The 14,772-nt window shown below is 59.9% G+C and carries 15 protein-coding genes; 6 read left to right on the forward strand and 9 right to left on the reverse strand.

Annotated elements, in window-relative coordinates; all coding sequences use genetic code 11:
* Nucleotides 1-6: 6 nt before the first annotated feature.
* Nucleotides 7-444, reverse strand: a complete 438-nt coding sequence (locus RGCCGE502_RS13540; protein WP_051158680.1) for an NUDIX domain-containing protein — start codon at nt 442-444, stop codon at nt 7-9.
* Nucleotides 445-557: 113 nt separating this feature from the next.
* Here RGCCGE502_RS13540 and RGCCGE502_RS13545 point away from each other — a divergent pair, with 113 nt between their 5' ends.
* The 4 genes from RGCCGE502_RS13545 to RGCCGE502_RS13560 all read left to right on the forward strand — a co-directional run bounded on the left by RGCCGE502_RS13545 (nt 558) and on the right by RGCCGE502_RS13560 (nt 3,695).
* Nucleotides 558-1,466 carry a metallophosphoesterase family protein gene (locus RGCCGE502_RS13545; protein ID WP_016554733.1) on the forward strand — a complete coding sequence of 303 codons (909 nt, stop codon included), beginning with the start codon at nt 558-560 and terminating at the stop codon, nt 1,464-1,466.
* Nucleotides 1,467-1,615: 149 nt separating this feature from the next.
* Nucleotides 1,616-2,176: a tetratricopeptide repeat protein gene (locus RGCCGE502_RS13550; protein WP_040674516.1), complete on the forward strand. Its 561-nt coding sequence runs from the start codon at nt 1,616-1,618 to the stop codon at nt 2,174-2,176.
* A gap of 168 nt (nt 2,177-2,344) precedes the next feature.
* Nucleotides 2,345-2,851 carry an RNA polymerase sigma factor gene (locus RGCCGE502_RS13555; RefSeq protein ID WP_016554735.1) on the forward strand — a complete coding sequence of 169 codons (507 nt, stop codon included), beginning with the start codon at nt 2,345-2,347 and terminating at the stop codon, nt 2,849-2,851.
* A 1-nt stretch (nt 2,852) separates the two neighbouring features.
* Nucleotides 2,853-3,695: an anti-sigma factor family protein gene (locus RGCCGE502_RS13560; protein ID WP_016554736.1), complete on the forward strand. Its 843-nt coding sequence runs from the start codon at nt 2,853-2,855 to the stop codon at nt 3,693-3,695.
* 104 nt (nt 3,696-3,799) lie between these two features.
* Here the strand turns inward: RGCCGE502_RS13560 and leuA are convergent, their stop codons facing one another.
* The 3 genes from leuA to RGCCGE502_RS13575 all read right to left on the reverse strand — a co-directional run bounded on the left by leuA (nt 3,800) and on the right by RGCCGE502_RS13575 (nt 7,833).
* Nucleotides 3,800-5,515: a 2-isopropylmalate synthase gene (gene leuA / locus RGCCGE502_RS13565; protein WP_016554737.1), complete on the reverse strand. Its 1,716-nt coding sequence runs from the start codon at nt 5,513-5,515 to the stop codon at nt 3,800-3,802.
* 330 nt (nt 5,516-5,845) lie between these two features.
* Nucleotides 5,846-7,030 (reverse strand): benzoate/H(+) symporter BenE family transporter, encoded by a 1,185-nt coding sequence (locus RGCCGE502_RS13570; RefSeq protein ID WP_016554738.1) that lies wholly within the window; start codon nt 7,028-7,030, stop codon nt 5,846-5,848.
* 215 nt (nt 7,031-7,245) lie between these two features.
* Nucleotides 7,246-7,833 carry an ATP-dependent Clp protease proteolytic subunit gene (locus tag RGCCGE502_RS13575; RefSeq protein ID WP_016554739.1) on the reverse strand — a complete coding sequence of 196 codons (588 nt, stop codon included), beginning with the start codon at nt 7,831-7,833 and terminating at the stop codon, nt 7,246-7,248.
* Nucleotides 7,834-8,047: 214 nt separating this feature from the next.
* Between RGCCGE502_RS13575 and RGCCGE502_RS13580 the strand changes: the two genes are divergently transcribed.
* Together RGCCGE502_RS13580 and RGCCGE502_RS13585 are read left to right on the forward strand one after the other, a co-directional pair.
* On the forward strand, nt 8,048-8,848 hold the full coding sequence (locus RGCCGE502_RS13580) for a DUF2076 domain-containing protein (protein ID WP_016554740.1): 801 nt from the start codon (nt 8,048-8,050) through the stop codon (nt 8,846-8,848).
* Nucleotides 8,849-9,028: 180 nt separating this feature from the next.
* Nucleotides 9,029-9,832 (forward strand): glycosyltransferase family 25 protein, encoded by an 804-nt coding sequence (locus RGCCGE502_RS13585; RefSeq protein WP_040674518.1) that lies wholly within the window; start codon nt 9,029-9,031, stop codon nt 9,830-9,832.
* 24 nt (nt 9,833-9,856) lie between these two features.
* On the opposite strand, the gene queF is transcribed toward RGCCGE502_RS13585, so the two are convergent.
* From queF to RGCCGE502_RS13610, 5 genes are all read right to left on the reverse strand, one after another.
* Complete coding sequence (gene queF, locus RGCCGE502_RS13590) at nt 9,857-10,321, reverse strand: preQ(1) synthase (RefSeq protein ID WP_016554742.1); 465 nt, start codon at nt 10,319-10,321, stop codon at nt 9,857-9,859.
* Nucleotides 10,322-11,236, reverse strand: a complete 915-nt coding sequence (gene emfA, locus RGCCGE502_RS13595) for a CDF family cation efflux transporter EmfA (RefSeq protein ID WP_016554743.1) — start codon at nt 11,234-11,236, stop codon at nt 10,322-10,324.
* A gap of 238 nt (nt 11,237-11,474) precedes the next feature.
* A complete protein-coding gene (locus RGCCGE502_RS13600) occupies nt 11,475-12,122 on the reverse strand; it encodes a hypothetical protein (protein ID WP_040674520.1) in 648 nt (215 codons plus the stop codon).
* Between the two features lie 10 nt (nt 12,123-12,132).
* Nucleotides 12,133-14,292 (reverse strand): xanthine dehydrogenase family protein molybdopterin-binding subunit, encoded by a 2,160-nt coding sequence (locus RGCCGE502_RS13605; RefSeq protein ID WP_016554745.1) that lies wholly within the window; start codon nt 14,290-14,292, stop codon nt 12,133-12,135.
* A 3-nt stretch (nt 14,293-14,295) separates the two neighbouring features.
* Nucleotides 14,296-14,754, reverse strand: a complete 459-nt coding sequence (locus RGCCGE502_RS13610) for a (2Fe-2S)-binding protein (protein ID WP_016554746.1) — start codon at nt 14,752-14,754, stop codon at nt 14,296-14,298.
* Nucleotides 14,755-14,772: the final 18 nt, after the last annotated feature.

Raw genomic sequence — 14,772 nt, forward strand, 5'->3', positions numbered from 1 at the left:
GCTGGTCTACCACATGTGGGCAAGCTCCCGCTCGCCCGCGAGTTCCGCCAGCCGGCGGCGTGTTGCCTCAGTGGTATCTGCTGGCAGGTCATCAATGGCGAAGAAGCCGCACTCGACGATTTCGCGATCCGGCGGACGGGGTGCGGTTTGCTCTACCTGCGTCTTGTAAAAGAGGACATGGTCGCGTCGGCTCGCCGCCTTGTTGAAATAAACGTGAAACAGCTGCGGCCGTCCGAGAATACGCAAATTCCCTTCCTCGCGGAGTTCTTTGATCAACGCTTCCTCGGCAGTTTCATTGCGCTCGAGCCCGCCGCCCGGCATGTGCCAGCCGGGCACATAGCTGTGCCGCACGAGAAAGACCCGCCCAGCCGAATCGAAGCACGCTGCCCGCACGCCCATCGTCATTCCACGCGCGACCGCGAAATATACGTGGACGATGCGCATCAGCACACGGGACTGCCAAGGGCGAATGGTTCCGGTCACGCTCTTTCCAATTCCCTTAATCCGTTCAAGCAGATGTGTTTGAATTGCAAACTTACTGGGCTATGTGTCGTCGCATGTTCAAACTCGCGCACATCTCCGATATCCATCTCGGCCCACTCCCTCGCCTTTCGGTGCGCGAGCTCTTCTCCAAACGCATCACCGGCTTTGTGAACTGGCATCGCAACAGGCGCAAGCACCTTTTCGGCAGCACGCTGGATGTATTGCTCGAGGACATCCGCACGAAGCAGGCCGATCATCTGGCGGTTACCGGCGATCTCGTGAATCTCGCGAGCGGGCTGGAAATCCGGGCCGCCGCCGCATGGCTGAAGGAACTCGGCGATCCCGCAGACAATTCCGTCGTGCCCGGAAACCACGATGCCTACGTCCCTGGCGCCTACGAAAAATCGGTGCGCGCATGGTATGACAATGTGCGCGGGGACCTCGCCCCGCCCGAATGGCAGGAAGACCGCCACGTCTTTCCTTACCTCCGCGTTCGCGGCAAGGTCGCCATTGTCGGCTGCTCGACAGCCGTGGCAACGCCCCCTTTTGCGGCCAGCGGCTTCTTCGGCGAGCGACAGGCGCGTGACACCGTGAACATGCTGCGCGCGGCCGGCGAGGCGGGCTTGTTTCGAGTAGTGATGATCCACCACCCGCCGATCCGCGGCGCGACCTCCTTCCACAAGCGAATGATCGGCATCCGCCGCTTTGGCGCCGTGATCTCCACCGGCGGCGCCGAATTGGTGCTCCACGGCCATACCCATTTGAATACGCTTCACTGGCTGCGCGGCCAGACTGGTCCCGTTCCGGTGGTCGGCATCGCCTCCGCATCGCAGGGGCCGGGAGGATTGAAACCCCGAGCCGCCTACAATCTGTTCTCGATCGACGGCTCTCCGGGCGCATGGGAACTCACAGGAGAGCGCTTCAGCATCAACTCCATGGGCGACAGCGTTTGCAGCGAAAGTGTCGATATTTTCAGAGGTTAGCACTGCTTTCGGAATCATCGCATCGGCAAATTGATTAAGAAAATGAAGATGACGATATCTTGAATTTCAGAAGGCATCCGAGGACTTGGCAAGTGGCGATTGCCACGTAAACTTGTTGTCTCTGCAGCACCAATTCACGGAGTCATTGCATGCCTATGGCGTCCCCCAGTCTTCGCGGCGTGGCGCTAGCCGCTTCGCTCATCATCGCCGCCTCTTCATCCGCCTTTGCCATCGGTGATGAGAGCGACGAAACCAAGCCGCCGCCAAAGACCGAAACGACGACAAAATGTGCTGATGGCAAGGTCTGGGATGCGAAGCGCAAGGAATGCGTGGTCCCGAAAAAGAATTCGTTCAACGACGATGATCTCTACAAAGCAGCGCGCGAATTCGCCTATGCCGGTCAGTACGACAACGCCCTGACCGTGCTTCGGCTGGCCAATAACCAGAACGATCCGCGCATCCTGAACTATCTCGGCTATGCCAACCGCAAGGCGGGCAGAATGGAACTAGGGATGTCGTACTATCGCAAGGCGTTGCAGGCGGACGAGAATTATATTCTCGCACGGTCATACATGGGACAAGCTTTGGTGGAACAGGGTGACCTGCAGGGAGCGCGCGTCCAGCTCGTCGAGATCCGAGATCGAGGTGGTGAGCAAACCTGGGCCTATCGCTCGCTGCTACTGGCATTGAACGGCTACCGTACCTACTGAGGTGGCCGCCACACTGCTGACGAAGAAAAGCTTTGAGAACCCGTGGGATACGCTGCCGGATGCTTGCGAAGCATCAGCTACTTGTTTCATAAAGGACACAGAAGCGATATAAAATCGATCTCCTGCTGGGCGCTCTCCCTGAGCACTCATGCACTACCTGGAAAGACCATGCGTCAACCCGTGACGACCATCGATCTCAGACGCGACCTGGTGGGCCTTCTGCCTCGGCTACGGCGTTTCGCGATGACCCTTGCCGGTGACGCAGCGAGTGCGGACGAACTCGCGCAGGTGGCGTGCGAGCGCGCCATTGCAAAGGGCAATCAATGGAATGGCGAAGGCCGTCTGGAAAGTTGGGTATACGCCCTCGCCCGCCAGCATTGGAGCGACGACCATCGCCGACGCAAGCCGCATCCCGCTTCCAGGAGCAATGTCACTGATATCCGGGAAGCGAACCGCGATCGCACTTCCCTCGTCGATCCCGATGTCATCCACCGCATGATCGCCGACATGCCCGAAGGCACATCCAGCGCCTTTTTGCTGGTTGTCGTCGAAGGTCATAGCTATCAGCAGGCAGCCGACATCATGGGTGTCACCATCAACATCGTCGTATCCCAGCTGGCCGCGGCAAGACTCCATTTCGCCAGCGTCGCTGACAATTATCCTCACAGGTACTGAATTGCTCGATTTCAAAAAACTGCCGCTCGATGCTCAGCTAGCCGCCCTGCTGGATGGCGAGACGACGGCCGAACAGAAGCACGAACTCGAGCAGCGCCTGGCCACCGACGAAGGCGCCAAGCGGCTTTACGACAAGCTGCGACACGGCGCCGACTTCGGAAAGCACCGCCTCGACGACGTTCTCAAGGAACCGGTTCCTCTCGCCCTTGTTCGGTCGATCAAGAGTGCACAGCCGCCAAAGGCGCCAGTCGCACCGCACATTTCACGGCCCTCGTTCAAGCTTGCGCCGACGGGGCCACAGGCTCTGGCGGCAGCCGTCATCCTCTTCATCGCCGGCTGTGGCATCGGCTTTTTCGCCGCCGGCAGCACTGGCGCGATGAAGTCGGGCGCCTCAACAACCATCGAAGCCGCTCCGGATTCCGGCGAATGGTTGATCGACGTTATCGCCAACCAGCGGCTTGTCGCACGCCAGCCGCGCCATATTGTCGAGGTTCCCTCGACGCAGGCGGAAGAAATTTCCACCTGGCTGACGTCGACAGTGGGCGTTGCGTTCCGAGTCCCCGACCTTTCAGACCAGGGCTGGACCTTCCAGGGTGCACGCGTCTTTATCGGCGACGGCCGGCCGGTCGGTCAGCTCGTCTACACGAGTTCGGATGGCGACCTCGCCTCGATCTGCTTCCGCAAGGACAACTTGCCCTCGGAGGCCGACGACTTCAGGGAAACAATCAAGGATGAGATTGGCGTGGTCTCCTGGCATAATGCCGGCACATCCTATGTGCTCGTCGGCCCGTCGTCGGAAGCGTCACTCGACCAACTCGCCATGCAGGTTGCGACATCCATCTGATCCCCGGACGAACTGCAACGGAGCGGCCGACCTAAGGACGCCGCCCAATTTTTCCAAACTATTTACGAGAATGTGCAGCGGAACACTCCGCTGCACAGATCGCGTCAGGCCTTGCCGGCCTTAACGTCAAGCACGCGGTTCGCTGCAGACACAATTGCTTCGAGAGAAGCGCCTACGATGTTGGTGCTGATGCCGGCGCCGAAGAGCTTTCCATCAGGATAGGACGTCTCGACGTAGGAGATCGCGGCAGCATTCGAGCCATGCTGCAGCGAATGCTCCGAATAGTCCTCGACCGACATGTCGATGCCGAGATAGTGCGAGAGCGCGTTTATGAAGCCATCGACCGGGCCGTTGCCCCTGCCCTCGATACGCTTCGTCTCACCGTTATCGGTGATCTCGGCCGCAACGATGCGCTGCCCCTTGTGCTCGGGATCGGCATAGGTGTGGTGGTCGACGAACTTGATGCGGCCTTCCGGCTGCGTCACATAGCGCTCAATGAAACGGTCGTAGATCCGTTTCGACGGCAACTCCTTGCCCTCTTCGTCGGTGATCCGCTGAATGTCTTCGCGGAACTCGACCTGCAGGTTACGCGGCAGGTTCAGCCCGTAATCCTGCTGCAGGATGTAAGCGATACCGCCCTTGCCCGACTGCGAGTTGATACGGATGATCGCCTCGTAGGAGCGACCGACGTCCTGCGGGTCGATCGGCAGGTAAGGCACTTCCCAGACCGGGTGATTGGCAACCTTGATCGCCTTCATGCCCTTGTTGATCGCGTCCTGGTGCGAACCGGAGAACGCCGTATAGACCAGTTCGCCGACATAGGGGTGGCGCTCGCCGATCGGCATCTGGTTGGAATATTCGAAGACTTCCTTCATGCGCACGATGTTTGAGCAGTCGATCTCAGGATCGACACCCTGCGTGAACATGTTCAGCGCCATTGTCACAACGTCGACGTTGCCGGTGCGCTCGCCGTTGCCGAACAGCGTGCCTTCGACGCGGTCAGCGCCCGCGAGCAGCGCCAGTTCGGCGGCGGCGATGCCGGTGCCTCGGTCATTGTGCGGGTGCAGCGAGATGATCAGGTTCTCGCGGTTGTCGAGATTGCGGCACATCCACTCGATCTGGTCGGCATAGACGTTCGGCGTCGCCATCTCGACTGTCGACGGCAGGTTGATGATCAGCTTGTTGTCGGGCGTCGGCTTCATCACCTCGATAACGGCATTACAGATGTCCAGCGCCACGTCGAGTTCGGTGCCGGTGAAGCTTTCCGGGGAGTATTCGAAACGGTAGCCGCCGCCGGCCTTCGCCGCCATGTCGGAGATCATCTTCGCCGCATCGACGGCGATCTGCTTGATGCCCTGGACATCCTTGGCGAACACGACGCGACGCTGCAGTTCGCTGGTGGAGTTGTAGAAGTGGACGATCGGACGATTCGCGCCTTCCAGCGCTTCGAACGTGCGGGTGATCAGTTCCGGACGGCACTGCACCAGCACCTGCAGCGAGACATCGTCAGGCACGTTGCCCTGCTCGACGCACCAGCGCGCGAAATCGAAGTCGGTCTGCGATGCGGACGGGAAGCCGATCTCGATTTCCTTGAAGCCCATGTCGAGCAGCAACTGGAACATGCGGGCCTTGCGATCGTGGCCCATCGGGTCGACCAACGCCTGGTTGCCGTCGCGCAGGTCTACTGAGCACCAGACCGGGGCTTTGGTCAGCGTCTTGGACGGCCACGTGCGGTCAGGGATGTTCACCTGCGGATAGGCGCGATACTTGATCGCCGCCTCGGGCATGCCTTTGGTTTGGGAGCGGGTGTTCGTGTCCATGTCTTCTCTTCCTCTTCCCGTCATCTGGCCAGCCGCGTCATAGCGTATCGGGTCTGGCTTGGCGATGACGAATCCGGTGCCGATGCATCCGCTTGATCAGTTTCGGGAGTGGTCACGAGGAGCGATGGCCTGGGCGGGCTTTCGGCCGCCGGGCGCTCCTCAACGGACCCGGCAACCGCGCGTAAGGCCGAGGAGAAGAAGCGAGGTAAGAGCGCGCGTGTTGTTACGGAGCGCGATGCGCCCGCGAGCAACCTGCTCAGAAATGACAATGCCCGTGTTCTTCATGGCAGCGTGTATAACCGGGGTACAAAAAACTGGCAATCCCTCCGTCTATTTTTTCGCCGCTTGCACAAAACGCGACAGCGCCAGCATCAAACCGCCGGCAAGCAATCCCCAGAAGGCACCGGAGATACCGGCGAACGACACGCCCGATGCCGTCACCAGAAAGGTGATGGCCGCAGCCTCCCGCGACTCCGGTGCCTGGAAAGCCGACATGGCAGAACTCGAAAATGCGCCGACCAGTGCCAGACCCGCTACCGCCTGGATCAGGATCGGCGGCGCTAAAGCCACGAAGGTTGTCACCGCACCCGCGAGCAACCCAAGAATGACATAGGAGATGCCCGAGACGAGAACGGCCCAATAGCGCCGCGCCGGATCGGGATGCGCATCCTGACCGGCGCACATCGCCGCCGTGATCGCGGCGAGATTCACTGCATGACCGCCGAACGGCGCCGCGAGGATCGAGAACAGGCCAGTCACCGAAAACAGCGGCCCAGGCTTCGGCGCATAGCCGTTCACCTTCAGGACCGCGATGCCGGGAATGTTCTGCGAGGCCATGGTCACGATGAAAAGTGGCAGGGCGATGGAGACGAAAGCCGGCAGATTGAAGACAGGCATAACGAACTCGACCGGCGGCCGCAGCGCTTGTTCCAGCGAACCGATCGCTCCATCGGGAATGTCCACGCCGAAGGCAACCACGAACACGAAGGCTGCAAGAGCCGCCGGCACCGCCCAGAGCCTCTTGAATGCGCCGACGACGATCCATGCCAGCACGATGGGCAAGCCAAGCAGCGGGTTGAAACCGATCGCCCTGACAGGGGCAAAGCACAGACCGATCAGCACACCAGCGAGCATCGCGTTGGCCAGCGGCGCGGGGATCGCCGCAACCGCACGACCAAGCGGCTTGAACAGGCCGGCAATGACAATCAGCACCGCGCAGATGAGAAACGCGCCGACCGCGGCATTGAACCCACCCTCGACAACGCCGGTACTTGCCAACAAGGCGCCACCCGGGGTGGACCAGGCGATACTGATCGGCAGGCGCGTCACGGTGCTGAGCACGATCGCACAAAGTCCCAGCGCGATCGACAAAGCCATGAGGCCCGACGCCGCCTGCGCATCCGTCGCGCCGACACTCTGCAGGCCGTGCAGCACAACCGCAAAGGAACTGGCAAATCCCACGAAGGTGGTGAGGATGCCCATGAACAGGCTCTGAATGGAAAAGTCTTTAAGCATGGCGGAGCTCGAGCAGCGGAAAGTCCGCATGGAGCACGAGGGAATGCGGCGAGGCAAGGGCAGAAAGAGCCGATATGGTTCTGCATCAGCCCAGGCTCGCTACCTACTTGACCCGCGGCTCGCTCAGTCAAACCGCATCACCGCTATCACTTAGACGGCAAAAAAGCGCCCTCGCCCGCCTTACGGCAAGCAAGGGCGCTTCTCATAGCTCAAGATCAGATTTCGGACTGCGACGTTACGATGCGCGAAACGAGGCCGTAGGCCTTGGCTTCTTCGGCAGACAGCCAGTAGTCGCGATCGGTATCGGCAGCGATCTTCTCGTAAGGCTGCCCCGTTGCATCCGACATAATCTTGTTCAGGCGCTCGTTCATCTTGATGATCTCGCGAGCCTGGATTTCGATGTCGGATGCCATGCCGCGCGTGCCACCGGACGGCTGGTGGAGAAGGAAGCGCGTGTTCGGCAAGCAAATGCGCTGCTCCTTCGGCGCCGCGACATAGATCAGCGCGCCGGCCGAGGCGACCCAGCCGGTCCCGATCATCCAAACCTTCGGCTTGATGAACTTGATCATGTCGTGGATCGAATCACCGGACTCGACATGGCCGCCGGGTGAATTGACGTAGATGCGAATATCGTCGTCATTGGCGGCCGCGAGCGCCACAAGCTGCGTGCAGACCTTCTGCGCGAGTTCCTGTGTGATCGGCCCGTAGATGAAGATCGAACGCGACTTGAAAAGGTTCGCCTCCGTTTCCTTGCCGAGCGGCAGTTCCTTCGTCTTGTCGTCCTGTTCTTCTTCTTCGTACATTCGAACCTCTCTTACGTCCAATTCGGTTCACCGCACATAGTGCGACTCCATGCGTAAAACAATGCGGGAAAAAGACAAGCCACGGAACGGGTGAAGATATGGTTAGGCAGCCAAGCCAGATTACCGCAATGTAACTTGGCGTGGCTTTGAAAAGTCGAAATCCATACCTACGTCATCCCTTAGCGAACGATCGTGAGCAACAAGGAGACCGGCCATGTCCCCCGAAGAACGCCAATTGTTGACGGCCCTTTTCGACCGGGTCCGCACCGCCTCGGCAACCCCGCGTGACCATGACGCTGAAGCGTTGATTGATCAGGCAACGCGTGAGCAACCCTACGCCGCCTACTATCTCGCACAGGCCGTGATCGTGCAGGAAAAGGGGCTAGAAGCGGCAGCCAATCATATCAGGCAACTGGAAGAGCGCGTTCGTGTGCTCGAGGCCGACCAAAGCGAATACCACAAGGCAGAACAGGGCGGCGGTTTCCTCAGTTCGATCTTCGGCAGCAGCCAGACGCCGCAGCAGCCGGCATCTCCGACGCCTTCCTCGGGTCCTTGGGGAAGCACCTCGCGGCAGCAAATCCAGCAGGACCGCGGGTTCGATGCCACGCCTCGCGCAATACAGCAGCCTACCGGACCATGGAACTCACCGGCGGCCGGCCCCTCCGCTGGTGGCAGCTTCTTGCAAGGCGCGCTCGGAACCGCAGCCGGTGTCGCCGGCGGCATGTTGCTTGCCAATTCGCTGAGCGGGATTTTCGGCAGCCACGCATCGTCACTTGGCTGGGGCTCGCCGCTCGCCGGCAGCAATCCCTTCAGCAACACGCCGACCGAAGAGACCGTCATCAACAACTATTTCAATAACGACGGCGACAAACAGCAGGCAGCTGACAGCACGAACAACAACAGCAACGATGACAACAACGCTGCTGGTCTGCAGCAAGCCAGCTACGACACCAACGATGACGTTGCTGAAGACGATCAGTCCGATTTCGGCAATGACGACAGCTTCAACGCTTGACCACACGCGCCCGCCGCGAACTTAGTGTCCGGAAACCGTGAGATCCGTTCACGTATCGTCTGCGATAAGATTGCGTGTTCGATGCCCGCCAAGGTTTCGGTGGGCACGGCTGGAGATCGATTGATAAGCCGGCAGCGGACGAATAAGGTCCGGCGATATGATCTATCAGGCGGAGCAGCGGTGAAGATCCTCATTATCAGTCGGAAAGCCGAGGAAAAAAGACGAGAGTTTCAATCGCGGCAAATGCAAAAGCTGGGACTGGATTTCGAGTTTCTGGACGCGTTCGAAGCACGCGACCTGTCCGTCGAAGAGTGCCAGAAGGCAGCAAACACCTGGCCGAGCCCGACACTGCGCGAGGATGTCGCCTGCTTCACCTCGCACAGGATGGCTTGGAAAGTCATCATCGAACGAAACGAACGAACACTGATCCTCGAAGACGACGCGGTATTATCCGAGAACTTTACTGACGCGATCAGGAGCATCAAAGGCAGCGGCGACAACTGGGACCGGGTCTACGATCTGGAATTCGCGCCTCGCCCACATATCCTTGCAAGGTCACCTGTTTGGACTGATGGCATCCATCGCGCGACGCGGGTGTTTCAGAACCGCGTCGGCACCGCCGCCTATATCATCGGTCCGCGTGCGGCTGCGAAAATGCTGGAAGACACCAAGAACTACGCCCTCATCGACGCCTATTTCTGGCATCGCGCATGGCTGAAGGCATACCAGATCGAGCCGGCACCCGTCGTCCAGATGCAATTCCTCGACGGTAGCGCCGACAGGTCGGCGTTTGTGCGCAAATCGATAGACCGGGCTTTCACGCCGCAAAGCAGGCTGCGCAAAAATCTGTTGCGGCTCTGGCTTGAAGGCATCAAGGCGAGAAATCTTGTCAGAGGCTGGCTCGGCGGCGAAAAGCGCCCGCTGCAGATCGACCGGGCGAGCTTTGTGTCCGATGCCGAGCTGGCAGCGACGGCTTCCGCCTAGTCACTGCCCGCTGCCCCATAGCCGCTAGCCGCGGCCGCGGTAGGTCGCAACGCCCTGATCCGGCAGCCACACGCCCTCGGGCGGCTTGCCGGTCTGCCAGAAGACGTCGATCGGAATGCCCCCGCGCGGATACCAGTAAGCGCCGATCCTCAGCCACTTCGGATCGAGCAACTCGACCAGCCGCTTGGCGATATAGACCGAGCAATCCTCGTGGAAGGCACCATGGTTGCGGAACGCATGCAGAAAAAGTTTCAGCGACTTCGATTCCACCAACCATTCGTCCGGGATGTAGTCGATGACGATATGGGCGAAATCCGGCTGACCGGTCATCGGGCAAAGCGACGTGAACTCCGGCGCCGTGAAGCGGACGACATAGTCGGTGCCGACGTGGCTCGCGGGCACCTTCTCCAGCACCGCTTCCTCGGGTGACTTGGGTGATTCCGTCTGGCTGCCCAGCATGGACAGGTTGGATACGTCTGTTGTGGGCATTCAAGCCTCCTTGATGACTTTGACGCGAATGCCGTGGGCCTTTTCGCCTTCGGGTTCCACGTGAATGGCGATGCTGGAGCCCGGATGCACGGTACGGATGGCATCTTCAAGGCGATCGCAGATATCGTGCGCCTGCCTTACAGACATGGCGGCGGGCACGACAAGATGGAAATCGACGAAGGTGACGGCGCCCGCGCGCCTGGTCTTCAGATCGTGAACCCCGATTGAGCCTGCAGCGTGGGTGGCAATGGCCTGCTTGATCGCCTCTTCCTCTTCGAGTGTGACGGCCTGATCCATCAACCCGCCAATCGAATGCGAGATGACCTTCCAGCCCTGATAGAGAATGTTGATGGCGACCAGGATCGCGAGCACGGGGTCGAAGATCGCGTAACCGGTGGCCAGCGCCAGCAGCAGACCGACGAGGACTCCGACGGACGTGACGACGTCGGACATGATGTGCTGGCCGTCCGCTGTCAGCGCTGCCGAGCGGTACTTGCGCCCGGTCCGGATCAGCAACTGCGCCCAAACCGCATTGATCACGCCGGCCACAAAGTTGATGGCAAGACCGAGTGCCGGCGCATCCAGCATGCGTGGTTCGGCGAGATGACCGATCGCCTCATTGACGATCAACAGCGCCGCGACCACGATCAGCACGCCCTCGGTAACCGCCGAAAGGTATTCCGCCTTATGATGACCGAAGGGATGATCGTGGTCGGCCGGTTTTTGGGCATAGCGGATAACGAAGAATGCGATGAAGGCGGCGACAACGTTCACCGTCGATTCCAGTCCGTCCGACAGCAGCGCCACCGAACCGGTCACCCACCATGCAACCATCTTCAGACCCATGACGCCGAGCGACATCGGGATCCCCCAGAGCGCCAGCCTCCGAACCGTGAGATTTCCTTTTTCGTTCATATCGATACCCCTGCGCCGATCTTCAGTGCGGATGCGAACGAATTGCAGAAACCATGCCATTCAAACGCAAAACCGCCCACGCGAAAATCGCGCAGGCGGCCAATGGCCGGTGATATGTGCCAAAATGCTTATTTTGTCAAACAGCCTATGCGAAATCCTAACCCGCGCTCCACCGAAAAGTTGACCGACTTTCCGCAATACTCTGGGCGGCTAAGTGCCGGATGTTACAAGCGCCTCGTCAACTTGCGGGGCACGCTGCGCCTGTTTCAATCCAGGCCCTGATCAAATCGCCGAACTCCGCTTGGGTGCCGGGCGCCGCCTCACGTCCCTCGCCCGGATTCCAGCCCCAACCGACGAGGCTGTCATGGGCCATGTGCTCGAGGAGCTGGTTCGTATCCTTGCCGCCGTTACGCTTCGGGTCCTTGATCTGTTCGCATATCTCACCAAGCGACTTGCCGACCCAGGCCATTTCGATCGGCGCAAGATGCCAGGACGGATTGCCGGGAATGCTTTTGAGCGTCGGCGATTGGCCAACAATGGTGGCATTATCGGCTCCATGGCATGTGTTGCACATCATGCCAGGCACACCCATCCCGCCCTCGCCGCGCGTGACTGGCGGCTGGTGCGGATGCATGGCCATCGTTTGCAGCGGCCTGTCGCCGGCCGGATGACAATTCAGACACCGGGGATGCTCGATCACCTTGCCGGCTTCCTGGAAGAGCGCGACCGACCGCGCCTTCTGATCGGTAATCTCGGCGAAGGAAGCTGCCGGCTTAAGCGTCGACTTTTCAGCCGGCACCTGCGCGAGTGCCATGAGCGAAACCGGCAGAGCCGCAAAAAGGGACATGCCACCTGCCATGCAGGCGATCGCCAATCTGCTTTTCATCTCCGCGCCCTCAGCTTGTTGCTACGGCGACGATTGGGAGACTACGAACCGGTGAACCGGTCAGCCGCCTCCAGGCATTCGCCGTTGCTGGTCCGACGGGCGGAACACCCGGCTCACCGACCCCGGTGGGACGCTCGCCGGATTTAATGATAGCCACCTCCACATGCGGCATTTCGTTTATGCGGATCGAACGATAGTCGTGGAAGTTGGACTGCATGATCGAACCACCCTTGCCGAGCGTCACCGCGTCGAACAGCACAGCGCCGAGCCCATAGCCGATGCCGCCTTCCATCTGCGCCTTGATGACATTCGGATTGATCGCAATGCCGCAATCGACCGCGCACCAGACCTTATGTACCCGAGGCACGCCGTCAGCACCGGCGGATACCTCGACCACTTGACCAACATAGGTACCGAAGCTCTTGACCACCGCAACACCGCGTTGCCGACCTTCCGGCACTTTGGCGCCCCAATCGGCAAGTTCGGCCGCTTTCTTCAGAACCCCGGCATAGCGCGGATCTTCCGTCAGTTGCTGAAGCCGCGCCTCGACCGGATCCTTGCCCGCCATCTGAAACAGTTCGTCAAGGAAGGTCTCGACCGCAAAGCCCGTATGCGTATGGCCGACCGAACGCCACCAGAGCGGCGGCACGGCAAGCTTCACATTATGCGAGACGACTCTGAGGTTCGGCACGTCATAGGGAAGTTCGGAAGCACCTTCGACTGAAGTGCTGTCGAGATCGGCCTTACCGAGGATCGATTGCCCGACGATTGCCTGATCCCAGGCAACGATGCGGCCATCCGCATTGATCGCGCCACGCATCTTGTGAAGATACATCGGGCGGTAGTAGCCGCCGCGAATATCATCTTCGCGCGTCCACATGTGCTTGACGGGTCGCGAGCGATCGGTTGCCGCATAGACCGTCGCAGCTTCCTGCATATAAGGTGAGCCGAACTGAGCCTTACGCCCGAAGCTTCCGCCGGTGATTTGGGTATTCAATCGAACCTTTGATGGATCGAGACCGACGACCTTTGCAGCCGTATTCCGATCCATACCGGGGAACTGAGCCCCGTTGTAGACATCGAGGCTGCCATCGGCGGCCTTGATGAAAACGGCGTCAAGCGGCTCCATCGGTGCATGGGCCAGGAAAGGGAAAACAATCTGTGCTTCAAGAATCTTTAGCCCGTTTTCGCCGAAGGCCTTCTCGACATCGCCCTTGTCTGCGGCAATGATACCCTTGTCCGTCAGAGCTTTGGCATAATCGGTAGCGAGCTGTTCGCTGGAGCGTGTCTCCGCATTGGAAAGATCCCAATCGACCTTCAGAACCGAACGCCCCTTCAATGCGGCGAAAGTGTTGTCGGCATAGACGGCAACACCTTGAGGCAATTGCTTGACGTCGACGACACCCTTCACCTTGCGCGTTTCGCTGTCGTCGAAGGATTTGACCGCTGCTCCGAAGTGGTCCGGGTGAGCGACCACCGCGACCAGCAAGTTGTCCGGCACGATGTCCAACGTGAAGATTGCTTTGCCATTGGTCTTCGAAACGGTGTCTAATTTTGGTAATTCCTGCCCGATCAACGTGAATGTCGCGGGGTCCTTCAGTTTGACATCGACGGGCGGCTTCATGGTCGCGGCCTTCGTGGAAAGCGCGCCGAAGCCGCTTTCCCTGCCAGAACCGGCGTGCTTCACACGGCCTTTCTCGACGGTAATCTCGCTTGCCGGAACGCTCCATTCGTCGGCAGCGGCCGCCACAAGCATGGCGCGTACGGTGGCTCCAGCCTTGCGGAACTGTTCGTAGGAATTGGCGATCGATGTCGAGCCGCCTGTACCCTGCAGCCCGAAGGCGAGGTTGGCGTAGATCTTGTCATCGGCGGGCGAGTGCACGGCACGCATCTGTTCCCAGTCTGCGTCGAGTTCTTCAGCAACGAGCGTGGCAAGCCCGGTAAATGGCCCTTGTCCCATCTCGATATGCTTCGAAAGGACTGTCACCGTATTGTCGGTTCCGACTTTTACGAAAGTGTTGAGCGCTATCAGTTCGTCCGGTCCGCCAGCTTGCTCGCCGCTTTCGGCGGCAAAGGCGGCAATTTTCGGCACCAGCGTGAATCCGATCACGAGACCACCGCTTCCGGCGAGGAAAGCTCGGCGCGTAGTTGAAATCGCTTGGATCGTCATGGCTCAGCCCTCCATCGAAGCGGCGGCGTTGTGGATAGCCGCTCGTATCCGGTGGTAGGTGGCGCACCGACAGATGTTTCCGGCCATCGCGCCGTCGATGTCCTCGTCGGTCGGCTTCGGAATATTCTGCAGGAGCGAGACAGCCGACATGATCTGGCCAGATTGACAATATCCACATTGCGGCACGTCGATGGCGATCCAGGCAGCCCTCACGGCCTCGGCTTCCTTGCCTTCGACCCCTTCGACGGTAACGATGTCGGAGCCTTCCGCCGCGGAAATCGGCGTGATGCAGGAGCGGCGCGTAAAGCCGTCCATGTGAACGGTACATGCACCGCATTGGGCCACGCCGCAGCCGTACTTCGTGCCTGTCAGTTTCTCGAAATCGCGAATGACCCAAAGTAGCGGAGTGTCCGGATCACCGTCGAAAGTTGTCGTCTGTCCATTGAGCGTGAAAGTAACCATCGTCGAGCCTCAATTTCT

Source organism: Rhizobium grahamii CCGE 502 (assembly GCF_000298315.2).
Taxonomy (GTDB): Bacteria; Pseudomonadota; Alphaproteobacteria; order Rhizobiales; family Rhizobiaceae; genus Rhizobium; species Rhizobium grahamii.

Coding starts and splice junctions, on each gene's coding strand:
- leuA (WP_016554737.1), bottom strand. CDS start 5,515: ATGGACACGAACACCCGCTCCCAAACCAAAGGCATGCCCGAGGCGGCG.
- emfA (WP_016554743.1), bottom strand. CDS start 11,236: ATGAACGAAAAAGGAAATCTCACGGTTCGGAGGCTGGCGCTCTGGGGG.
- RGCCGE502_RS13580 (WP_016554740.1), top strand. CDS start 8,048: ATGTCCCCCGAAGAACGCCAATTGTTGACGGCCCTTTTCGACCGGGTC.
- RGCCGE502_RS13570 (WP_016554738.1), bottom strand. CDS start 7,030: ATGCTTAAAGACTTTTCCATTCAGAGCCTGTTCATGGGCATCCTCACC.
- queF (WP_016554742.1), bottom strand. CDS start 10,321: ATGCCCACAACAGACGTATCCAACCTGTCCATGCTGGGCAGCCAGACG.
- RGCCGE502_RS13540 (WP_051158680.1), bottom strand. CDS start 444: ATGCGCATCGTCCACGTATATTTCGCGGTCGCGCGTGGAATGACGATG.
- RGCCGE502_RS13610 (WP_016554746.1), bottom strand. CDS start 14,754: ATGGTTACTTTCACGCTCAATGGACAGACGACAACTTTCGACGGTGAT.
- RGCCGE502_RS13600 (WP_040674520.1), bottom strand. CDS start 12,122: ATGAAAAGCAGATTGGCGATCGCCTGCATGGCAGGTGGCATGTCCCTT.
- RGCCGE502_RS13545 (WP_016554733.1), top strand. CDS start 558: ATGTTCAAACTCGCGCACATCTCCGATATCCATCTCGGCCCACTCCCT.
- RGCCGE502_RS13605 (WP_016554745.1), bottom strand. CDS start 14,292: ATGACGATCCAAGCGATTTCAACTACGCGCCGAGCTTTCCTCGCCGGA.
- RGCCGE502_RS13575 (WP_016554739.1), bottom strand. CDS start 7,833: ATGTACGAAGAAGAAGAACAGGACGACAAGACGAAGGAACTGCCGCTC.
- RGCCGE502_RS13555 (WP_016554735.1), top strand. CDS start 2,345: ATGCGTCAACCCGTGACGACCATCGATCTCAGACGCGACCTGGTGGGC.
- RGCCGE502_RS13550 (WP_040674516.1), top strand. CDS start 1,616: ATGCCTATGGCGTCCCCCAGTCTTCGCGGCGTGGCGCTAGCCGCTTCG.